The sequence below is a fragment of the Algoriphagus faecimaris genome (genome assembly GCF_900101705.1).
In the GTDB taxonomy this organism is placed as follows: Bacteria; Bacteroidota; Bacteroidia; order Cytophagales; family Cyclobacteriaceae; genus Algoriphagus; species Algoriphagus faecimaris.
Map to the genome: position 1 here is coordinate 24016 of NZ_FNAC01000019.1, position 22098 is coordinate 46113.

The 22098-nt window shown below is 41.4% G+C and carries 23 protein-coding genes; 17 read left to right on the forward strand and 6 right to left on the reverse strand.

Going from position 1 to position 22098, the window contains the following annotated elements; translation table 11 throughout:
• Positions 1-29: 29 nt before the first annotated feature.
• Positions 30-602 (forward strand): outer membrane beta-barrel protein, encoded by a 573-nt coding sequence (locus BLQ57_RS11270; protein WP_087939594.1) that lies wholly within the window; start codon positions 30-32, stop codon positions 600-602.
• Between the two features lie 443 nt (positions 603-1045).
• On the opposite strand, the gene gldJ is transcribed toward BLQ57_RS11270, so the two are convergent.
• Both gldJ and mfd read right to left on the reverse strand, forming a co-directional pair.
• Positions 1046-2269, reverse strand: a complete 1224-nt coding sequence (gene gldJ / locus BLQ57_RS11275) for a gliding motility lipoprotein GldJ (RefSeq protein WP_087939595.1) — start codon at positions 2267-2269, stop codon at positions 1046-1048.
• 172 nt (positions 2270-2441) lie between these two features.
• Positions 2442-5801, reverse strand: a complete 3360-nt coding sequence (mfd, locus tag BLQ57_RS11280) for a transcription-repair coupling factor (RefSeq protein WP_087939596.1) — start codon at positions 5799-5801, stop codon at positions 2442-2444.
• A gap of 118 nt (positions 5802-5919) precedes the next feature.
• Here mfd and BLQ57_RS11285 point away from each other — a divergent pair, with 118 nt between their 5' ends.
• Together BLQ57_RS11285 and BLQ57_RS11290 are read left to right on the forward strand one after the other, a co-directional pair.
• Positions 5920-6534, forward strand: coding sequence for a cytochrome c oxidase subunit 3 (locus tag BLQ57_RS11285; protein WP_240507811.1), 615 nt, complete (start codon positions 5920-5922; stop codon positions 6532-6534).
• Positions 6535-6536: 2 nt separating this feature from the next.
• Entirely contained in the window at positions 6537-6977 is a 441-nt protein-coding gene (locus BLQ57_RS11290) for an SRPBCC family protein (protein ID WP_087939641.1), read from the forward strand.
• Here the strand turns inward: BLQ57_RS11290 and BLQ57_RS11295 are convergent.
• On the reverse strand, positions 6974-7444 hold the full coding sequence (locus BLQ57_RS11295) for a Fur family transcriptional regulator (protein ID WP_087939597.1): 471 nt from the start codon (positions 7442-7444) through the stop codon (positions 6974-6976). The two genes, BLQ57_RS11290 and BLQ57_RS11295, sit on opposite strands and share 4 nt — an antisense overlap.
• Before the next feature lie 203 nt (positions 7445-7647).
• Between BLQ57_RS11295 and BLQ57_RS11300 the strand changes: the two genes are divergently transcribed.
• The 4 genes from BLQ57_RS11300 (at position 7648) to BLQ57_RS11315 (ending at position 10832) form a co-directional block, all read left to right on the forward strand.
• Positions 7648-8901 carry a retropepsin-like aspartic protease gene (locus BLQ57_RS11300; RefSeq protein WP_087939598.1) on the forward strand — a complete coding sequence of 418 codons (1254 nt, stop codon included), beginning with the start codon at positions 7648-7650 and terminating at the stop codon, positions 8899-8901.
• 109 nt (positions 8902-9010) lie between these two features.
• Positions 9011-9601, forward strand: coding sequence for a LemA family protein (locus tag BLQ57_RS11305; RefSeq protein WP_087939599.1), 591 nt, complete (start codon positions 9011-9013; stop codon positions 9599-9601).
• Between the two features lie 9 nt (positions 9602-9610).
• Entirely contained in the window at positions 9611-10048 is a 438-nt protein-coding gene (locus BLQ57_RS11310) for a TPM domain-containing protein (protein ID WP_087939600.1), read from the forward strand.
• Positions 10026-10832, forward strand: a complete 807-nt coding sequence (locus BLQ57_RS11315; RefSeq protein WP_087939601.1) for a TPM domain-containing protein — start codon at positions 10026-10028, stop codon at positions 10830-10832. The genes BLQ57_RS11310 and BLQ57_RS11315 overlap by 23 nt, the downstream gene beginning before the upstream one ends.
• 62 nt (positions 10833-10894) lie before the next feature.
• On the opposite strand, the gene BLQ57_RS11320 is transcribed toward BLQ57_RS11315, so the two are convergent.
• Entirely contained in the window at positions 10895-11317 is a 423-nt protein-coding gene (locus BLQ57_RS11320; protein ID WP_087939602.1) for a nucleoside-diphosphate kinase, read from the reverse strand.
• 186 nt (positions 11318-11503) lie between these two features.
• Here BLQ57_RS11320 and BLQ57_RS11325 point away from each other — a divergent pair, with 186 nt between their 5' ends.
• The 4 genes from BLQ57_RS11325 to BLQ57_RS11340 are packed head-to-tail and all read left to right on the forward strand — an operon-like array spanning position 11504 to position 14641.
• Entirely contained in the window at positions 11504-12538 is a 1035-nt protein-coding gene (locus tag BLQ57_RS11325; protein WP_087939603.1) for a DHH family phosphoesterase, read from the forward strand.
• Between the two features lie 39 nt (positions 12539-12577).
• Complete coding sequence (locus BLQ57_RS11330) at positions 12578-13504, forward strand: FKBP-type peptidyl-prolyl cis-trans isomerase (RefSeq protein WP_087939604.1); 927 nt, start codon at positions 12578-12580, stop codon at positions 13502-13504.
• A 31-nt stretch (positions 13505-13535) separates the two neighbouring features.
• Positions 13536-14084, forward strand: coding sequence for an FKBP-type peptidyl-prolyl cis-trans isomerase (locus BLQ57_RS11335; RefSeq protein ID WP_087939605.1), 549 nt, complete (start codon positions 13536-13538; stop codon positions 14082-14084).
• A 2-nt stretch (positions 14085-14086) separates the two neighbouring features.
• Positions 14087-14641, forward strand: coding sequence for an FKBP-type peptidyl-prolyl cis-trans isomerase (locus BLQ57_RS11340; protein ID WP_087939606.1), 555 nt, complete (start codon positions 14087-14089; stop codon positions 14639-14641).
• A 32-nt stretch (positions 14642-14673) separates the two neighbouring features.
• Here the strand turns inward: BLQ57_RS11340 and BLQ57_RS11345 are convergent, their stop codons facing one another.
• A complete protein-coding gene (locus BLQ57_RS11345; protein ID WP_087939607.1) occupies positions 14674-15264 on the reverse strand; it encodes an NnrU family protein in 591 nt (196 codons plus the stop codon).
• 34 nt (positions 15265-15298) lie between these two features.
• Between BLQ57_RS11345 and BLQ57_RS11350 the strand changes: the two genes are divergently transcribed.
• On the forward strand, positions 15299-16513 hold the full coding sequence (locus tag BLQ57_RS11350) for an NAD(P)-dependent oxidoreductase (protein ID WP_087939608.1): 1215 nt from the start codon (positions 15299-15301) through the stop codon (positions 16511-16513).
• The gene (gene deoC / locus BLQ57_RS11355; RefSeq protein ID WP_087939609.1) at positions 16500-17165 is read left to right on the forward strand and encodes a deoxyribose-phosphate aldolase; all 666 of its coding nucleotides are present in this window, start codon (positions 16500-16502) and stop codon (positions 17163-17165) included. Before BLQ57_RS11350 ends, deoC begins: the two co-directional genes overlap by 14 nt.
• Here the strand turns inward: deoC and BLQ57_RS11360 are convergent.
• Positions 17162-18337, reverse strand: coding sequence for a Na/Pi symporter (locus tag BLQ57_RS11360; protein ID WP_317042224.1), 1176 nt, complete (start codon positions 18335-18337; stop codon positions 17162-17164). The genes deoC and BLQ57_RS11360 overlap by 4 nt on opposite strands.
• Before the next feature lie 157 nt (positions 18338-18494).
• Between BLQ57_RS11360 and BLQ57_RS11365 the strand changes: the two genes are divergently transcribed.
• The 4 genes from BLQ57_RS11365 (at position 18495) to BLQ57_RS11380 (ending at position 22046) form a co-directional block, all read left to right on the forward strand.
• Positions 18495-19628 carry a hypothetical protein gene (locus BLQ57_RS11365; RefSeq protein ID WP_087939611.1) on the forward strand — a complete coding sequence of 378 codons (1134 nt, stop codon included), beginning with the start codon at positions 18495-18497 and terminating at the stop codon, positions 19626-19628.
• A complete protein-coding gene (locus BLQ57_RS11370) occupies positions 19629-20072 on the forward strand; it encodes a nucleoside deaminase (RefSeq protein WP_087939612.1) in 444 nt (147 codons plus the stop codon). It begins immediately after the preceding gene.
• 103 nt (positions 20073-20175) lie between these two features.
• Positions 20176-20787, forward strand: a complete 612-nt coding sequence (locus BLQ57_RS11375) for a superoxide dismutase (protein WP_087939613.1) — start codon at positions 20176-20178, stop codon at positions 20785-20787.
• Positions 20788-20996: 209 nt separating this feature from the next.
• On the forward strand, positions 20997-22046 hold the full coding sequence (locus tag BLQ57_RS11380) for a CNNM domain-containing protein (RefSeq protein WP_087939614.1): 1050 nt from the start codon (positions 20997-20999) through the stop codon (positions 22044-22046).
• The last annotated feature ends 52 nt before the right edge of the window (positions 22047-22098 follow it).

Genomic DNA, 22098 nt, shown 5'->3' on the forward strand with positions numbered 1-22098 from the left:
GTACCTTGTTTTTACATAACCTTCACCCCATGAGAAAATCTATCCTGTTCCTTTCTGCTCTCTTCCTGATGAGCGGTTCCTTGTTGGCTCAAGCCATAAAACCTACTATCGGACTCAATTTCACAGATGTAAAGTCTGCTGATGATATTTTAGAGGGAAATTCTAGCTGGCAAGTGGGCCTAAGTGTGGAATTTGGAGAAAAAATGTACGTAGAGCCTGGCATATTCTTCATGTCCAGGAGTTATGCTTTTGGGGGCTCTTCTAGTCCTAATCTAAGCTTGGGTGATCCCGAATTTAAGGGAATCCGAATTCCAGTTTCCCTGGGTGCTTATCTGATCGGAGATGAGTCTTCTACTTTTGCCTGGAGAGGATTTGTGGGACCTTCTGCATTTCTCTATACCGATACAGGGGACTTCAATAAGGAGGATCTAAATTCCCCCGCTTGGGGAGTTTTTGCCGGGACGGGACTGAATATTTGGATTCTCTTTGTGGACTTGTCTTATGAGTGGTCGGTTAATGATATATCTCCTGCTTTTGCTCAGATTGATTTTGGTCGTACCAATGGGTTCTTTACCCAAGCAGGCTTTAGATTGAAGCTTTAAAGATTCGCATAAACATTAACCTTAGAATTAAATGTCATTTTTCTATCTTTTAGAATGATTATCTGCAATTCTGCTTTAATTCTTATTGGTTTGATCCCTTATTTTAAGGAAAAGGCTTTTCCCGGTTAGATTTTAATGAGCAATTTAGAATTGAAAATCGCTATCGTTTTTTCTCCCTTCCTACAAAACAAGAAGAAAGGACACCGAGCGACGGTTGGTGAGCCAAGTCGAACCAAGTCAAGGTGGACATTAAGAAAATTTGGCTAATCGTGTTATTGCTGATATATATATTCCCTTTTTATTAATCCATTCGATAGGAAAATGGATAACAGGTTTTTTGATTTAGAAATCAATTGGAGAACATCTAAAAGTAAAATTGACTACAAAAAACAAAGCCCGACAGAGGTATCTGCCGGGCTTTGTTATAGAATTCAAAAGGAAAATTATTTGCCGACTTGGCCTATAGAAATCATTGCACATCTGAAACCAATATGATTGGTAGCAGAGTCTTGATGCATGAATCTTCTCGTACCTGGAGCTAACCAATAGGTAACATCTCTCCAGCTTCCTCCTTTATATACTCTGATTTCGTCACTGAATTTAGAAATATCATAGTTTTCCGCTTCATCCTTGTATCCATCTTTTCGAACGGGATTAAGGTCATCTGCATCTTGGTATGTTAGAGGACGATAGACATCATATACCCACTCATTCATGTTTCCGGCCATATGGTACAATCCAAAATCATTTGGTGCCATGTCGTAAACATTTGTAGGCAAGATTTCACCGTCATTTCGCTGATTACCCGAGATACCTCCATAATCACCTCTGCCTCTTTTGAAGTTGGCTAAAAAATCACCTTGCTTTCCTTTTCGTTTCACGTTGTAAGGGTTACGAACGCCACGGCCATCCCATGGATAGATACGGCCATATTCTTGATTTTCGTCGAGGTACTGCGTTCCAATCATGGCTTTTGCTGCATATTCCCACTCCGCTTCACTTGGGAGACGGTAATCCGCTAGTGCTACACCTCTTTCGATCAATTGGGACTTTGTAAAAGAAGAGTCAATTCCTCTTTCGTCTCTGATGAGTTCTTGTACATATTCTGTTCTCCACTTGGAGTAAACATTAGCCTGCTGCCAAGACACTCCGGCTACAGGATAAAAGTTGAATCCTGGAAATCTGAAGTAATACGACTGATACATGTCATTGAAAGATAATGCACCTCCCCAGACGTCTTCCCTAGGCTCGAGCTTGGCTAATGAATCTGCGCTTACCCTTTTTTTCATATCAAAAAGGAACTCTCTGAAGTCGTTGTTGGTGATTTCCGTTTCGTCTAAGTAAAAATTAGCAATTGTCACCGTACGTTCCAGATTGTCTCTGAAAGTCATGATGTCTTCTTCTTGGGATCCCAAAACAGCTCGGCCACCTTGAATAAATTTCAAGTTTGGACCCGGTATCTGCTCTGCATTTTTGGCCACAAAAAAGTTAGTAGAGTCATTTTCGTCAAAAGAAAATTCTGCACCGGTGGTGGCACTCTTTTTTCCTGGGTTTTTGGCAGTGCGTCTACCATAACCAGGAGTTTTGTTACAGGAAGAAAGTACAGCTCCTCCGACAATCATCAGAGCAGCGGCCCACATTCCCCAGGATTTGTTACTAAAACGCATATGTTTATCAGGTTTAGATCAAATTTAAGTCGCTAATATAAAGCCATTAGCAAGCACTTCCAATTCTAAAAGGACTGCCTTGGAATACATAATTAATGTATTTGTATCGAATTCAGCCTTTTCCTACAAATTTTTTGTGCGAAAGTGCAATATTTATGCCAGTTAAATTTTTTTAATTTTTGTTTTCAAGCATCTCTTTTAGCCACTTTTGGGCTGAGGATATGCTACTTACGCCACTTACGGTAAGAATCAAACGATTTTTATGCTCTTTTATTTTAAAGTACCTGGAATTGAGCTGTGCAAACTGTATGATCTTTAAGAAAATAGGAGAACTGTAATAATCATCTCTGCTTGATGGGAGCAAAAAGCATTTCATTTGATCATTTTTCAAGACTAGCTTTTCGATACCTAGTTTTTCTGCTTTCCACCTCAGGCGGACTGTCTCCATGAGGTCGGTGACAGACGGAGGAATCGGACCAAACCGATCGGTCAGCATGGATGCAAATTTCTCTAATTCCTCTTCATTTTTGATAGAGTCCAACTTGGAGTATAAACCTAGTCGTTCGCTGATATTATTGACGTACTCTTCCGGTATCAGCAGCTCGAGATCGGTTTCTATGGTACAGTCTTGGACCAGTACTTTTACTTTTTCTTTAAAATCCTCTTCAAATAGGGCCGCAAACTCGTTTTCCTTCAATTCCTGAACGGCTTCGTCGAGAATTTTATGATACATCTCAAAACCTAAATCGGTAATAAAGCCACTTTGCTCTGCACCGAGCAAATTACCGGCACCACGAATATCCAAATCCTTCATGGCTACCTTAAACCCATCTCCCAAGTCCGAAAATTCCTCTAGTGTTTGTAACCTTTTGCGTGACTCGGGGGTAAGGCCCGACAACGGTGGTGTAAGTAAGTAACAAAAGGCCTTTTTATTACTTCGGCCTACTCTTCCGCGCATCTGATGAAGGTCACTCAAACCAAACATATGGGCTCGATTGATAATGATGGTATTGGCGTTGGGTATGTCGAGTCCGGATTCGATGATGTTGGTAGAGACTAGTACATCGTACTCATGATTGATAAAATCCACCATTACCTTTTCCAGTTTTTTGCCATCCATTTGCCCGTGTGCACCTATCACGCGAGACTCGGGCACCAATTTCATAATGAGGTTGGCTATACTTTCGATCTCACCGACACGATTGTGTACAAAAAACACCTGGCCTCCTCTACGTAATTCATATGAAATAGCATCTCGGATGACTTCCTCTTGGAAAGTTTGAACCTCAGTCGTTACCGGTTGCCTATTCGGTGGCGGGGTAGCGATTACTGATAAGTCTCTAGCTCCCATGAGTGAAAAATGCAGCGTCCTTGGAATTGGTGTTGCCGTCAAAGTCAATACATCTACATTTACCCGTAAATTTTTCAACTGATCTTTGACTTTCACTCCGAATTTTTGCTCCTCGTCGATAATTAAAAGGCCAAGGTCTTTGAAATTGATGTCCTTGTTGACAATCCGATGCGTACCAACCAAAATATCGATGTCTCCGCTTTTTACACGCTCCACGATTTCCTTGATTTGCTTGGCAGTACGAAAGCGATTGATGTAGTCCACATTGACGGGAAAGTTGGACAATCTTTCTTTAAAGGTCTGATAGTGCTGCATCGCCAAAATGGTGGTAGGCACTAAAACAGCGACCTGCTTTCGATCATTGACCGCTTTAAAAGCAGCTCGGATGGCTACTTCAGTCTTGCCAAACCCTACATCTCCACAGACCAACCGATCCATAGGATAGGTTTTTTCCATATCGGATTTAACATCGGAGGTAGCAAGCGCTTGATCAGGCGTGTCTTCATAAATGAAGGAGCTTTCGAGCTCCACTTGGAGGACAGAATCATTGGCAAAAGCAAAACCTGATGCTGATCTTCTTTTGGCATAAAGAGCAATCAGGTCCTTAGCGATGTCTTTTACCTGCTTTTTAGCCCGTTTTTTCTTGTTTTCCCATTCCGGAGAGCCCAATTTGGACATGGATGGCATTTGTCCTTCCTGTCCAGAGTACTTGGAGATTTTATGGAGGGAATGGATATTTACATACAGTAAATCATCATCTCTAAAAACCAAGCGAACTGCCTCCTGCATTTTTCCCGCCACGTCTACTTTTTCGAGTCCGGCAAACCTCCCCACACCGTAGTCCACATGGACAATGTAATCACCCGGGTGCAGCGCTTTGAGTTCCTTGATGGTGAGGGCTTTGGATTTACTCGCTTTTTTTCGGGATTTGTAGCGATGAAATCGCTCAAATAACTGATGGTCCGTGTAGCAGACCAATTTTCTACTCCTGTCCTCAAATCCTTCTCTGAGTCCAATAAGCATGCTCTGAACTTGCAAAGTGGGATCCAATTCCTGAAAAATACCTATCAATCGATCGATCTGTTTGGCATTTTCTGCCGTGATGATATTGGTAAATCCCTTCTTCTCATTCTCAGCCAAATTGCTGACTAGGAGATCAAAATTCTTGTTGAAGGAGGGCTGAGGTTGAGAGTCCCACTGAATCTGATGGGGCGTGTGGGAATAAAATTGACGTCCAAATTCTACCTGAGAAAAACCCTCCACCAATCGGATAAAATCGCTCCCCTGATCAAACAAATCTTTGGGTTCGAGTACAGTCTTGGTTTGGTTTGTCTTTGCCAGAATCTGTTGAAAAGCCATCTCCGCTTTATGAAAAGACTCGGTCATCACATCTGCTGTCAGCTGAAGATCCTTGATCCACAGTACGGCGTCTTCGGGTAAGAATTCCAGAAATGACTGCCTTACTTCTAGCAATAATTTGGTCTGGGTATTGGGAATTAAGGAGATTTGATCTACCGATTCGAGGGAAAGTTGACTTTCCGGATCAAAAGTTCGAATACTTTCGATCTCTTTTCCGAATAGTTCTATTCGATAAGGGTTTTCATTGGAAAAAGAAAAAACATCTACTATCCCACCTCGAATAGCAAACTGGCCCGGTTCATAAACAAAATCAGTCCGCTCAAAATCATAGCTGCTTAGCAGCTCGGCCACAAATTCCATATCCACCATTTCTCCTACGCTAGCCGAGAAGGTATTTTCTTTGAGGGATCTTTTATTGATTACCTTTTCGTAAAGTGCCTCTGGGTAGGTGATGATGATCTTAGAACTTTTCTTATGCTCGAGAACTTGGTTGAGTATTTCAGATCGGAGGAGGACGCTGGCATTGTCCACTTCTTCGTATTGATAAGGCTTTTTGAAGCTTGAGGGAAAAATCAGGTGTTCCTCTATTCCCAAAAGACTTTGAAGGTCTGAGTTGAGGTAGGCAGCCTCCTCCTTATCCTGTGCAATAATTAGATGAAATCCGCCTTTGGCTTGGAAATGTGTGGCAAAAAAAACCATATCCAAACTCCCCGATAGGCCACGCAGCTGATAAATGATGCGTTCCTTTTGGGATATAGTCTCTGAAAATGTCTGAAAAAAGGGATCAGATTGGTAGATGGATAGGAAAGCCTGTCGGTCCAAGAGTCAGGGGGGATTTTTGGTTTGAGTGTGCAATTTAGTGCTTTTGGAAGTTTGATTCCCAACTTTACTGAATTGAACAAAATTTTGAACCTAAGGCCCATAAAATTGTTTTGCCAACGTGAAGGAAACTCAAAAACCTCAGACCTGGTTTCAAAAGCTGGAAAATTTACATCCCTACGAGACACTCTTATACTTAGGGATGTTTGGAAGTGGTCTCATTTTTCTATTTCTGGCGCTGGCATTTTTGTTTTCTGGACTAGATCAGTTGAATGGACTCAATCAAAGAATGCCGACTTCCTTTCTGATCTCTACCTTCTTATTGGTGATTAGCGGCTATACTGCCACTCGAATGCGAATTTTTTACCAAGAAGAGCGAACTCAAAAAGTGATTGGCTCTCTCAGAAACACTTTGCTGCTGGGCTTGATTTTCACTGCTTTACAATTTTTGGGTTGGAAAGAATTAGAATCCATGGGAATCAGCTTTCAAGGCCTTCCCAGTGGTAGTTTTCTTTATGTTTTGAGTGGAATCCATATTTTTCACCTGTTGGGAGCAATGATCTTCGCGGGAATTTTATGGGTCCAATTGCGAAAAACTCAAGCTGACGAGATCAAGCATCTTATACTCTTGACCAATCCTTACGAAAAAATGAGAATTAGACTTTTCACCGTCTATTGGCAATTTATGGATGGAATTTGGTTGGTTTTGTTTCTTTTATTCGTACTTAGCTTCTGATGATGAATATCACTATAGAAACAAGCGTAGAGCAATCTATGATTCAGGTCATGGAAGGTTTTGATGAATCCCTATTTAAGAAACTCAGTCCTCCTTTTCCTCCAGTCAAATTACTTCGTTTTGATGGTTCTAAAAAAGGTGACTTAGTCTCTTTGGAATTAAATTTTTTGGCTTTTAGGCAAAAGTGGACGAGCAAAATAACCGAAGATGGCCTCTCAGAGGACGAGTTTTATTTTATTGACGAGGGTGTGGAACTGCCATTTTTTCTGAAGTATTGGAGGCATAAGCATCGGGTGATACAAAAAGAAGGTAAAAGTATCATTCGGGACGAAATCACTTTTAATGGCCCAAACCCCATCCTTACGGCCTTACTCTATCCGGCACTCTACGGGCAATTTTTATACAGAAAGCCCATCTATAAAAAAATCTTCAAGCAAGCTTAAATCACGGTAAGGTTTTCACAATCTTTGATTTGGCAGTCTCCGTAAAGAACAAGGGAATGCGAACTGATGGCAGATTGAAACTCCTTGCCGATCATCTCCTTAATTTGATTGATTTTAGGATCGGAAAACTCTCGAATTTTTCTACACTGATTGCAGACATGATGATCATGATGCTTGTAGGTGAGGGCTTGTTCATAGAGGGCGACTTTATCCTTAAATTGATGCTTGACGGCAAGCCCACTCTCCACTAGCAAATCCAGGGTGTTGTAAATCGTCGCTCTACTGATGGTGTAGCCTTTATTTCGCATATTCAGAAAAAGTCCCTCTACATCGATATGCTCGTCTTCCGGCAGGGAATAAAGCTCGTCAATTACAGAAAACCGCTCAGGGGTTTTTCTGCTTCCCTGTTTGATCAGAAAGTTCTCAAATATTTTTTTTGCCTTTTCGATTAGTGCCTTGTCTGCCATTGTATGTCTTGTTCCAAAAATAAAGATGATTCTTTATCCATTTTTTGGCAACCAAGAAGCTCCGAAAGCGTCTAATTTGGTTTCAATCTAATTAAGCTCAAAACCATATTGGCCAAACAATTGGCCCTAGTTTGCTCGTTATATAAAATTGAAATTTGACTCCAAAAATCCGTATATTAAAGCAATCACCCGGTAGCCTCTTTATGATAAAAACCTGTTGTAGCGCGCTTTTTCTCATGCTATTCTTCTCCTTCAGCTCTTGGGCACAGGTTCCTGGTTTTTTTATGAAGGAAGAAAAGCGGAAAGTCACCTTACCATTTTATTCTTCTAATAGTCTGATTATTGTGCCGGTATCCATCAATGGTACTTATCCTGTAAATTTTCTGATAGACACGGGCGTGCGGTCAAATATTTTATTTTCTAAAGATCTAGGAGATGCAATGGGCCTGGAATACACCCGAAAAATCAATCTTATGGGTGCCGATGGGAGTACCGAATTGATGGCTTCTGTAGCCCCTATCAATCACTTTGACCTAGGGCCGATCGAAGGTATAGCACAAAGTCTTCTAGTCCTTGAGGAAGATTTTCTTGATCTTGAAGCGGTGGTTGGCGTACCGATTTATGGAATAATCGGCTATGAATTTTTTAAGTTTAATCCCGTCAAAATCAATTATGATGATGAAAAAATAGATTTTTATCAAACCGATAAGTTAAAATGGGGATCACTATTCTACAGAAAGTTGGACCTCGAACTCAATCAGAACAAACCCTATATCCAATCCAAAATAAGGCAAGCCGATGGCTCAGTTTTAAACGCCAAGCTGCTTATTGATACAGGTGCTAATCACGGCCTGCTGCTCAATAGAGAAACAAGTGATCAGATCACGATGCCCAATTTATTTATAGAAGCTGAGTTGGGACAAAGTCTCGGAGGAATCCTTTACGGCTTCATCGGAAGGGTAAATTGGCTACAGATGGCAGGAATTAGACAAAACGATGTTTTGACTTCCTATCCTGATCAGACAGCATTTTCCTATATTATCAAGGAATCCGGCCGCTTAGGTAGCCTGGGAGCGGAAGTCTTGGGTAGGACTAGGATGATTTTGGATTACCCCAATGAGAAAGCATACATCAAAAAGGGCAGATCCTTTTATTCGCCCTATGAATACGACATGAGTGGGATCACTGTAAGGAAGACCCCCTCAGAAGAAAAACGTTTTTATATAGGTTCCGTAAGGGCAGGATCACCAGCAGGAAAGGCGGGTATACAAGCTTTTGATGAAGTACTGAAAATCAATAAGCTACCCGTTTTAGTTTGGGAATTGGCTGATATTATCAAACTTTTCCGCTCAGAAGAAGGGAGGACTATAGAAATCGAGGTACGAAGATACTTTGATGAGGAGATGACTCGGTATGAAGACTACACGTTCCAGTTTAGGCTTACCAAGCAAATTTAAAAAAGGGCTGAAAGAACGTTAAAATTCTTAATTTTGGGCATTCCGAAAGGAGAGCAACCTATTTTATTCAAAATCCGTCAATAGATACGTTTTTAACACATAGCAGAACATGAAAAAACTATTAATCCCTATCGCAATCCTAGCCGTGGTCGGTGTTTTTATCTACACTAAGGCAGTGGGTACCTACAATATGTTTGTACAAACCGAGGAACAGGTCAACGGGCAGTGGGCAGAAGTAGAAACTCAATACCAGAGAAGAGCAGACCTCATTCCAAATTTGGTCAATACGGTTCGTGGTTATGCAGACTTTGAGCAAGAAACCCTGACCGGAGTCATCGAAGCTCGAGCCAATGCCACTTCCATGAATATTGATGCGAATAATCTTAGTCCTGAAAACCTGCAGCAATTTCAGCAAGCACAGGATCAATTGTCTGGAGCCTTGAGCCGATTATTGGTGACTGTGGAGCGGTATCCAGACCTCAAAGCCAACCAAAACTTTTTGGAACTACAGGCGCAGCTGGAAGGGACAGAAAATAGAATTGCGGTAGCCAGAAGAAATTTCAATGAGTCTGTAGTAACCTACAATACCAACCTGAGAACCTTCCCCAACAATCTCTTTGCAGGATGGTATGGATTTGAGACCAAGGGTACCTTCCAGGCTGCTGCAGGAGCTGAGAATGCACCTACGGTACAATTTTAATCGATAGTCATGGCTCAAAAACTATTTTCGGCAGAAGAAAAGACTCAAATCATTGAGGCAATCAAAACAGCCGAAAACCTCACCTCAGGAGAAATCCAAGTACATATCGAAAGCCACTGTAAAATGGAGGTACTTGACCGTGCTGCCGAGGTCTTTGAAAAACTCAAGATGTATCAGACGGCTCAGCGAAACGGTGTGCTTTTTTATCTGGCGGTAGAGGATCATAAATTTGCCATTTTAGGAGATTCGGGCATCAATCAAGTGGTTCCTGAGCACTTCTGGGAAGAGATCAAGGATCATATGGCCGCTCTATTCCGTGCAGGTAAATTTACCCAAGGCCTGATTGATGGCATTCATATGGCCGGTGATCAACTAGCCACACATTTTCCTCATCAAGGGGATGACGACGAAAACGAATTATCTGATGAAATTTCCTTCGGGTCTTAAAACCCCTCTAGTTTTATTCATACTGTTATTGCCCATATTTAGCGGATGGGCACAGGATTTTCCTCCTGTACCCAATCCTCCAAGATTGGTGAATGATTTTGCAGGGGTGCTTTCTGCAGGGGAGTTGACTGCGCTCGAAACTAAGCTGGTGGCATACAATGACAGTACCTCTTCCCAAATTGCCGTTGTACTCATCAAATCGGTGGGCCCCTATGATATTTCTGATTATGCCTTCCAATTGGGTGACCTTTGGGGCATAGGTGGGGGTAAAAATGACAATGGTATCTTGATCCTTGGGGCGATGGATGATCGGAAGGTGTTTATTGCCACGGGTTATGGACTAGAAGGAGCTGTGCCTGATGCCTTGGCAAAACGTATAGTGAATAATCTCCTGATTCCTAATTTTAAGATGGAAGATTATTATGGAGGATTGGATCAGGCTACAGATATGATTATAAAACTGGCCTCTGGAGAATATGAAGCAGAAGAGGTCATGTCGGATGGAAATAGCGGAGGTGCATTGATCGTCTTTTTGATTTTCATCTTCATTTTTGTGGTGCTTCCGATGATTAAAAATAAAAATGACAATGACAACCACATGGGAGGCAGAGGTGGAGGAGTAGATCTCTGGACGACGATTATGCTCGCCAATCTGCTCAAAGGTGGAGGAGGAGGAAAATTTGGAGATTTCTCGCGTGGAGGAGGAAGCTTTGGCGGAGGTGGAGGCTTCGGAGGCTTCGGTGGAGGAAGTTTTGGCGGCGGTGGTGCCGGAGGTTCTTGGTAGGTTTAAGCAGAAATAAAAAAAGCACCAAACTTGGCGCTTTTTTTATTTCTTAATCGGGAGAGTTAACCTACTCTTTCTGTCTGAGAGAAGTAAAATGCTCCTTCGATCGCTGCATTTTCGTCAGAGTCGGAACCGTGAACTGCATTTGCCTCAATAGACTTAGCAAAGATCTTACGGATAGTACCTTCCGCCGCGTTTGCTGGGTTGGTTGCCCCGATCAATGTTCTGAAATCTTCAACTGCATTGTCTTTCTCTAGGATAGCTGCTATAATCGGTCCTGAAGACATATAGGCACAAAGATCTTTGTAAAAAGGTCTTTCTTGATGAACTTCATAAAATTTACCAGCCAATTCAGGAGTCAATCGAGTAGCTTTCATCGCTATGATTTTAAAACCTGCTTCTTCGATCATTTTTAGGATAGCTCCTGAATTGCCCGCTTCGAAAGCATCAGGCTTGATCATGGTGAATGTTCTGTTTCCTGCCATGTTTATTGAGTTTATATTGGTTTAATTCGGCCGCAAAAATAGTGGAATAGAAATCAGAATCCGAACGAATCTCAGGATTAATCCCCTATTCAATTCATTTTCAGTAAAATGCCGCAGTTGGCATTTGCAAAAAAATTCCTGACCTTTGCGGACTACTAGTGCCTAGGTGCCGTTGAACAAATATAAATGGAAGCATTAGCCTCGTTTAAAAAAGAACTTTCCTCCCCCAAGAAAATATTTATCACCACTCATGTCAAACCTGATGCTGATGCGCTGGGATCCTCTTTGGGTCTGGCGAATTATCTGCTGAAGAAAGGACATGATGTGACCGTGGTAACTCCGACTGATTATCCCTCATTCCTTAACTGGATGAAAGGCAATGATTCGGTACTGGATTTCAGCAGAAATGAACATCAGCCTCTGGCTAAAAGAGCTCTCGGTGAAGCAGATTTAATCTTTTGTTTGGACTTTTCTGTGCTGAATAGAGTCAATGAATTGGGAGAGATGATCCGAAACTCGGATGCATTTGTTGTTAATATCGATCATCATCAAGATCCAGAAGATTTTGCTGATTTTCGCTATTGGAGCACTGGAGCTGCTGCTACTTGTGAGCTGGTCTTTGAGCTGATCGAAATACTGGGTGACAAAGCCTTGATAGACAAAGATATTGCCGAGTGCTTGTATGCAGGGATCATGACCGATACGGGAGGATTTAGACATCCTAATACAACCAAGAACGTGCATCTCGTAGTCGCTGAGTTGATAGAAATAGGTGCAAATGCCTCTCAGATTGCCAATTGGATCTATGATTCTAATTCTATCAATCGACTGAAGTTTATTGGTTTTGCTATAAGCAGAAGATTGACGATTAGAGAGGATCTTCAGACCGCTTATTTTGCGATCAGCAAAAAAGATCTTAAAAAATATCAAAGCCGTACAGGGGACACGGAAGGTTTGGTCAATTATGCCTTATCTTTGGACGGAATCAAAATCGCTGCACTTTTCTCAGAGCGGGAGGATGGAATAAAAATTTCCTTTAGATCCTCGGTAGATGTAGCGATTAATAAATTTGCAGCGTCCTACTTCAATGGAGGTGGACATAAAAATGCGGCCGGAGGAAAATCCGAATTGAACCTAAAAGAAACTGTCGAGCGATTTGAGTCCTTGGTAGAGGAGCACAAGAGCGAACTCTTTGACCAAGAGCCAGTTTCTGCAAACTAAGTCCGGTACATTACAAAATTGAATAACCATCTAACCTTTATGAAAAATTCCAAAAGCCTCTTGGCCTTACTGGTGCTTGCACTAGTCGTTACCGTATCTTCTTGTCAAAAGAAAACTAAGGTCACCGAAAAAGACGGTATCGAGTACACCTATATCAATGAAGGAGCCCAAAAGCCTGAATCAGGCGAGTACATGCTCTATCACCTAGAAATTAAAAACGGCAAGGATTCTGTGATTTATACCACTTTGGATCAGCCATTTCCCGGCTATTTGCAGGCCAATGATTCCATTCCCTACAACAACGGAATGGATGAAATTTTCCTTAACCTCAAAAAGGGAGATAGCATCACATTTGAATCTTCGGCAGAAACCATCTTTGGACCTAATTTTCCTCCTTTCTTAGAAGCTGGGGAGTCTGTAAAGGTAAGATTGGGCGCTTTTGAGATCATGGACGAAATGGGTATCCAAGATTACTTCGCCAAAGTGATGGAGAAGGAAAATGCTGAGAAGGCTGAGCGCGCGAAAGTACTAATTGTCGAAGAGGGAGAAACCATCGAAGAGTATGCGCAGCAGAATGGTTTGAATGTACAGAAGACTGAAAATGGATTATACTATGTAATCGAAGAAGAAGGTACAGGTGAAGAAGTGACTCCTGGTACGACCATGTATGTTAATTATGCAGGTTACCTTCTCGACGGTACATTATTTGACACCTCTTGGGAGCAAATAGCCAAGGATAATAACGTCTACAATGAGCAGCGCCCCTATGAACCCCTTCCAGTCAATGTAGGAATGGGTCAAGTAATTCCAGGATGGGATGAGGGCTTGTTATTGTTGAAAAAAGGTTCAAAAGCTAAATTTTTGATTCCTTCTCCTTTAGCCTATGGCGAAAATGGTGCGGGAGCATTGATAGGACCTAACTCAATCCTAATCTTTGACGTAGAAGTAACCGAAGTTCAGAAGTAAAAAGCAGTTTCCAATTACCTATCCAACTAAAATGCAAAAACTAAAATATTTTTCTTTATTCTTTATTGTTTTAGGAGCGACTTTCTTGGTCTCTTGTATTGATAATGAATCAACGGTAGAAGCTATTCTGATACAGGATAAGGAAGCTATCCTCAAGTATCTAGAGGAAAACCCTCTAGAAGGAGAGAAGGAATATATTGATGAAGATGCGGGGATTTATATGTTTTGGGAGAGGGTATCAGAGAGTGGTGTTAAGCCCGCTCGTTTTGATACTGTATCGGTAGACTATACAGGAAAATTGTTGACTAATAGGGTTTTTGATTCTTCGATTGAATCTGTCGCTCGTGACAATGGTGTATTTAATCCACAAAGAAATTATATTCCATTGAGGTTTCTTATGGGTGGTGGGCAATTGATAGAGGGCTTTGAGTCAGCTATTGGGCTCATGGAGCAGGGAGATAAAGCAACTGTTATTTTCCCCTCCATTTTTGGATATGGGAGTAGTGCTGAAAACGGCATTCCAGCCAATTCGCCTTTGATTTTCGAAATTGAGGTGATTGAGATAAAAAAAGCTAACTAATCATGATGAAAATAAAATCAATTTATTTCTTGATCGGTACATTTTTGGTATTATTAATCAGTTCTTGTGAGCCAAATAATCCCTTCGATACAGGACCCACTTATGATGTAGAAGCAAATTTGGAAATAGACCGTGAGAAGATAGAGGAGTATTTGGCGACCGCTGAAATCGATAGCCTATACAGGGTTTATGATCGGGGAGTGGTAGTCATCGTTCAAGAAGAAGGAGTGGGAACCCGTCCTGTTGCAGGATCAGTTGTCTATGCGGATTATACAGGTTCTTTGATTTCGGATGGGACTGTTTTTGACACGAGTATAGAATCAGTCGCTATTGAGAACGATATTTTCAATGAAGATAGGACCTATCAGCCAATCGAGTTCAGTATAGGTACAGGAGGCGTGATTCCTGGCTGGGATATTGGATTCCAAAGACTTCGTCCAGGATCCAAAGCCGTGTTGATTATTCCGTCTCCCTATGCCTATCGAGACAATGAGAGAGAGCTAATTCCGGCCAATTCAGTGTTGAGATTTGATGTGGTCTTCAGAGGATTGGACTAAAGAAAAATATAAAAAGGGCTTCGGCCCTTTTTTTATGGCAAAAAATGCCTGATTTTCGGAAAGATAGCGGGGACTTGTTTTTGGTACTTTAGGTAATCTTCCCCGAATTTTTGCATTAGATTTTTCTCTTCGAAATAGATACCGAAAGGCAAATAGACAGCAAGACAGAGCAAATGAACAAGTGATGTTAGCGTACCCGCTACCAAGAGGTATCCCACAAATAGCAAAACTAAAGAAGCATAAAGAGGATGCCTCATGCGGCTATACCATCCGGTGACTAAGAGATTTTCTTTTTCCTCATTAAGTGGACTTATCCCAATGAAAGTACGGATAGACCAGCCCTTACTGCTCTTGACTGCCAGAATCGTCCCAAAGGTAGCTAGCATGTAGCCTAAATAGACGATCCAAGGGGATTCATTCCAGATTTTTGATGGGGAAATAAGAATAGCTTGAAAGATAATCCCTAAAAACAGGAGAATTGAAAGCAAGGAATAAAAAAGTCTGTACCATTTATAGGCAGAACCTAATTTCTCCTTCAGAATTCTTTTTAACTTGGAGGCAGCTAGTAGGCTGTGAACGGTGTAGAAAATGATCCAGCTAGCGGCTAATAGAATGTATTCCATTGAATTGAATTACCCAGTAAACCCATAAATTTTTATGAAAATCGGAATTATTCGTGAGGGAAAAAATCCTCCTGACAAACGAAGTCCTTTTACACCGACGCAATTAGCGTTTCTTGCCGGAAAATACGAGGGCAAATTGCAATTTTACGTGGAATCCTGTCCAATCAGGTCTTTTTCTAACGAGGAATACCGAAATGCAGGAATCGAAGTCTTAGAAGACATATCTCTGTGTGATGTACTTTTCGGAGTAAAAGAAGTGCCTCCTAGTCAATTGATTGATAATAAAACCTACTTCTTTTTTTCCCATACCATCAAGAAGCAAGCCTACAACAGGGGACTTTTGCGCAAGGTATTAGAAAAGAATATCCGATTGATCGACTATGAAGTACTAAAGGATGAGTCAGGTAATCGAGTGGTGGCTTTTGGTCGATGGGCAGGCGTAGTAGGAGCATACAACGCTTTCTGGACCTATGGATATAAAACAGATCTTTTTCATCTGAAGAGAGCGCATGAGTGCTTTGATCTGGCTGATATGAAGGAGGAATTGAAAAAAGTACAATTGCCTCCTATAAAAATTATTTTGACAGGTTCGGGAAGAGTGGGCAAAGGCGCAAGAGAAATCCTTGAAACACTTCAAATTAAAGAGGTATCTAAGGAGGACTTTATTCATGCTTATTTTGAAGAGCCTGTATTTGTCAATCTTCATTCTCAGGATTACAATAGACGTAAGACGGACGGAGCCTTTGACAAGGAAGAGTTTTACCAGTACCCTGATCGCTACGAGAGCCATTTTGCCAAATTTGCCGAAGAAGGAGAGCTATTGATCGCCGCGGCCTATTGGGATCCAGAGGCCCCGAGATTATTTGAACTGGCTGATATCGGCAGTGAGGATTTTGCACTTTCGGTCATTGCGGATATTACTTGCGATATTGATGGCTCAGTGCCTACTACTCGCCGGGCATCTACCATAGCCTCTCCCGTGTACGATGTCGATCGAGAGAGTGGTGAGGAAATAGAAGCTTTTGGAAAACAAAGCAGTATTTCGGTGATGGCTATTGATAATTTACCCTGTGAGCTGCCTAGAGAAGCGAGTAGGGACTTCGGAGATCAATTGATCCATTGGGTGATTCCGGCACTACTTTCGGAGCCTGCGCCGGTCTTAGAAAAAGCCACTTTGGCTCGAGACGGGGATTTAACCTTAGAGTTTATGTATTTAAAAGATTTTGTTTACGGAGATGATACAGTTTAACAGGTATTTAGAATCTACACTTCTGAAGCCAACCATGACCGGTGCTGAGGTAGATCAATTAGTTAAGGATGCGATAGAGGGTCAGTTTATAGGTGTCTGTGTTCCTCCATTTTGGGTAAAAAAAGTACATCGAGAGCTGGAGGGACAGGATATTCAAGTAGTCACGGTAATTGGCTTTCCATTTGGCTATCAGGACACCGCTACCAAGGTCTTTGAGACCAAGGAAGCCATCAAAAATGGGGCAGATGAACTAGATTTGGTATGGTCTCAGACTGCTTTCCATTCGGGGATGAACTGGCCCAAGATAGAGATTGCCCAAATCAGTAAAGTCTGTCATGATGAGGATAGGGCACTGAAGGTAATCATCGAGACGGCCTACCTGAGTCAGGAGCAAATCCGAGAAGCATGTTTGATCTGTCAAGATTCAGGAGTAGATTTTGTCAAAACATCTACGGGATATGCTTCCTCCGGAGCTAAGGTAGAGGATATCCTTCTGATGAGAGAGTCGCTTTCCTCCAATGTAGGCATTAAAGCAAGCGGAGGGATCAAAACACTTGATTTTGCGCTAAGCCTGATAGAAGCCGGAGCGGATCGATTGGGGACAAGTGCTGCTAAAGACCTGATGAAAGCTTGGCAAGCGGCTAACTCTTAATTGGTACTGAAATAAATCAGTAAGAAGGGAATGATGAAAAAGGTCAGTAAGATATAGGCGAAACCCAAAAACCTAGTCTTTACGGATTTTTTGCCCATATAAAGGGCTAAGCGCACAGGCAAAACTCTTAGCGGTGGAATAGAAAGAATGACAATAGCACCTATCGTATTGAATAAAAAATGAACAATTGCCAAGGCTATAGCTGCCTCACTTTTGTACACTGCTGCGATGGCGGCCGTGATAGTGGTACCAATATTTGCCCCAATGATGAAGGGGAAGACCTTTTTCAAGGAGACCTTTCGGTTGGCGACTAAAGGCACGATCAAGGAAGTGGTCACCGTGCTGGACTGTACAGCGGCTGTGAAAAAGATCCCGTAGATAAGCGCCATGCCGGTTTTTTTGAAGACAATCTTATTGATGTCTCGGAAGCTATCCTGCACGAATGTTTTGTAGACAGAGGTGGCTAATAGTTTGATGGCTGCAAATACCAAAAATACGGCTACCAATGTGGTAAGAAAAGGAATGCCTATGGCATCATTTACCCATTCGGTGAGAGGTCTAGTAAAAACAGTATTTGTGATATAAGAATTTGAGGAGGGCTCATTGGAGGTAAAAAAACCAGCCAAAAAAACTGCAGATTTGGAGAGTATCTGAAAATACAACTCAAGAGGGAGAAGCAGTAGCACCGTGAAAATATTAAATACATCATGAAGAATCCCTGCGGATAAAGCCCGCTTGAATTCTTTCTTCTTCATGATAAAAGAAAAAGAGACTAGTGTACTGGTCAATGTCGTGCCAATATTGGCTCCCATCACCATGGGGACTGCCTGCTGCAGACTGATAGAGCCGGAAGCGACCACGGCCACTATACTGGCGGTCACAGTGGAGCTGCTCTGGATCAGCGCGGTCATCAATAGCCCGATGAATAAGCTAATGAATGGATTTTGAGTGGCGGAGAAGAGCTCTTCTGAGACGCTGCTGTTGAGGTTTCTCATCGAAACGGTCAGCATATCTATCGAAAATATAAAAAGCAACAAGGCTATCAGCATCAGCAGATAACTCTGGATAGGGTTTGGCTTTTTGATTTCTTGATCCCAGCTTTCCATTTGATCGGCTGCTCTATGTTGGTTTAGTGGGAAAATATTGGATTTATTTAAATAGTCAGAATCCAAATTTTTTTCCGATTATTTGGCAAAAGTTGAAATTTTTTTGCGAAATACAAGATGGAAATCCCTGACAAACGAACGATTAGTGCTTAGTTAACAATTTCTTAACATGGCTTGCGAAATAACTTCTTTAATTTTGTCGCAACGCCCATAAGCCCACACCATGGCCAAGAAAAATATAGACCAAAATATCAATCAGGAGAAGCTTTCGAAAACCGCTTATTCACTGTTTGATTTTACCAAAAAAGAAAAGTCATTTTTGATCGTAATCTGTATTTTGATTTCGATAGCTGCGATCATCACCCCGTATACCTATGCCGCGATGTGGTTTGGATTTGCGCTTGCGGCCTACTCTGCTATCGCAAATGACAGTATTCAGACCATAGGAACCTTCATCGCCTCCAATCAGAATAGGAAGTGGTACTGGTTATGGCTTTTCATGGGACTGATTTTTTTAGGGACAGTTACCTACAGCTGGCTCACATTTAATGGGGATGTCAGTTATGAGCGATTGAGTACACCCGGATTGGAGCAGGCGCCTACGAGTTTTGTCTTTTTACAATTAGCCGCACCTATTGTCCTTCTCATTATGACTAGGATGCGTATGCCGGTATCGACTACTTTTCTTTTGTTGAACGTATTCACCTATAAAGCAGGCACGATAGTCGACGTGATGTTCAAAAGTTTTGTCGGTTACCTGCTGGCTTTTATTATTGCTATTGTAGTGTGGTTTGTCTTAGAACGCTTTGTTAAAAACTACCTCAAAGGTCAGGCAAAGCCTTATTGGTGGATTCTTCAGTGGATTACTTCCGGTACGTTATGGTCAGTTTGGATCATGCAAGATGCCGCAAACATTGCCGTATTTTTACCAAGACAATTAGGGGTTTGGGAATTTGTAGTCTATGCAGGGTTTGTTTTTGTGGGATTAGGATTTCTCTTTTACCTTAAAGGAGACAAAATACAAGGTATTGTCAATGAGAAATCAAATGTCACTGATGTCAGGGCCGCTACCATAGTGGATTTTGTATATGCGATCATTCTATTCTATTTCAAGATTTACAGTAACGTTCCGATGAGTACCACCTGGGTATTTATTGGTTTGCTTGGTGGTCGGGAATTGGCGATTGCCATTGGAAAGCATGGAAAAGCCAAGAAAAAGCATGCTTGGAGATACCGAGCATTTACCTTGGCAAGGAAAGACGTCAGTAAAGCATTTATTGGTCTTTTAGTTTCTTTGATTTTGGCCATTGTGATCAATGAAGGAGTCAGAAATGAAATTCTAGATTATTTCAGATAAATGGAGCTATTTTCCAATGAGTATTTCATGAATGAGGCGCTCAAGCAAGCAAAAATAGCTTTTGAAGAGGGGGAAATTCCTGTGGGAGCAGTCATTGTTTGCAAAAATAGAGTCATCGCTAAGGCCTACAACCAATCCGAAAGACTCAATGATGTCACCGCTCATGCAGAGATGGTGGCCATCACCTCAGCGACCAATTATTTGGGGAGTAAATACCTGGTGGATTGTAAGCTTTATGTGACGCTGGAGCCCTGTCTGATGTGCGGAGGCGCGCTTTTTTGGTCTCAGATAAGCGAAGTTTATTTTGGGGCAGGTGATCCGAAGAGAGGATATCAGCAGGTGGGATCTCCGGTGCTGCACCCCAAAACCACCGTGAAAGGCGGAATATTGGCGGAGCAGTCGACACAGCTTTTAAATGATTTTTTTAAAAAACTCAGGAAATAACAGGAATTTGAAGTTTGAAGAACCTTTTTGATGGTGCAGTGGTTCTTCAAACAGCTGATTTGAGCAATTTTAATTCATGTTTAACTATAAATTTTAAAACAATATGTCTTTTGAACTCCCATCCTTACCCTATGCATTCAATGCACTCGAACCACACATTGACGCGCGCACTATGGAAATCCACCATGGCAAGCATCACAATGGGTATGTAACTAACCTTAATAATGCAGTGGCTGGAACTGATCTAGAAGGAAAGTCTCTAGAAGAATTGATGACTGTCGCAGGATCCAATGTAGCCGTGAGAAATAATGGTGGTGGTCACTACAATCACAGCCTATTCTGGTCCATCCTATCTCCAAATGGAGGAGGTCAGCCTACAGGCGAGTTGGCCAACGCGATCACGGATAAGTTCGCCAATCTAGATAATTTCAAAGACGTTTTTAATAAAGCTGCCGCTACACGATTTGGATCAGGTTGGGCTTGGTTGATTTTGACTACAGCGGACAAATTGGAAGTAGTTTCTACTCCTAATCAAGACAATCCACTAATGGATGTAGCTGAGATCAAAGGTACTCCGATCATCGGACTGGATGTGTGGGAGCATGCTTACTACCTCAACTATCAAAACAGAAGACCGGATTACATTTCCGCATTCTGGAATGTGATCAACTGGGAAGAGGCAAATAAGAGATACTTGACTGCTTTAAAGAAATAATTCATCAATAAGTAAAATGAAAGCTCCTTGGAATAATTCTGAGGAGCTTTTTGGTTTTTTGCAGGAATAAAATGTCAATTCAGACAAAAATAGGGATAGCTTGGTGCAAAGAGCTTTTTCATAGTAAGATTAGATTTACTCTTTCTCATATCGATGCGTCTCCTGAAAAAAATTTCTAATTTGGCATTTAATTAATCCTTTCTAGCAAAATGACCTTATTACTTATATATCTTTTTATTGCTCTAGTTTCCTCATTTTTATGCTCGATTATGGAGGCCGTTTTACTTTCGACTCCCATTTCATACCTTAGGTCTCAATCTGCTAAAGGCAATAAAAAGGCGGATATCATGATCGAAATGAAAAAGGATATCGATCGTCCTTTATCTGCCATTTTATCACTCAACACAGTAGCTCATACAGTGGGTGCTGCAGGAGTAGGAGCTCAAGCTACAGTGGTCTTTGGTGAGGCTTACTTTGGAGTTGTATCTGCAGTTTTGACCTTATTAATTTTAGTAGTTACAGAGATTATTCCTAAGACACTCGGAGCAAATTATGCAAAGGAGCTTCTCGGAATTGCAAGTGCCTTGATCAGAGCCACCGTATTTATTACTTATCCATTAGTATTAATTTCATCTGTTCTTACTAAAGCATTGAGCAGAAGTAAAAAGGAATTGACAACGAGCAGAGATGAAATTTCAGTTTTGGCGAGTATAGGCATGGAGGAAGGTATTTTTGCAGAGAAGGAAAATAAAATTATCCAAAATCTTATCAAACTGAAGAGTTTTAGAATTTCGGAGATCATGACGCCAAGGATAGTAGTGGTCTTGGCAAATGAAGAAATGGAGCTTCAAGAATTCTTGAAAAATAAGGAATTTTTACACTTTTCTAGGATTCCGGTTTACCGTGACAATAGAGATAATATTACCGGTTATGTTTTTAGAGAACTCGTTTTTGAAAAACTAGCTGAAGATCAGTTTGATCTAAAACTAAAGGATATTAAACGTGAAATATTAACCTTTCCTGAGGAAACCACCCTTCTGAATGCTTGGGACTTGATGATTCAGAGAAAAGAGCATATTTCTATAGTAGTGGACAAATATGGAGGAATGGATGGTATCGCCACACTAGAAGATATTATTGAAACACTTTTGGGATTTGAAATCTTGGACGAAAAAGATCAGATAGAAGACATGCAAAAGTATGCCCTAGATCGCTGGAAAACCAAGCAAAAGAAGTATGAGCTTCTAAAGGAAAAATAATATTTGGGGACTTTTGTCTAGTTTCTTGATGGGACTAGAATAAGCTCTAATT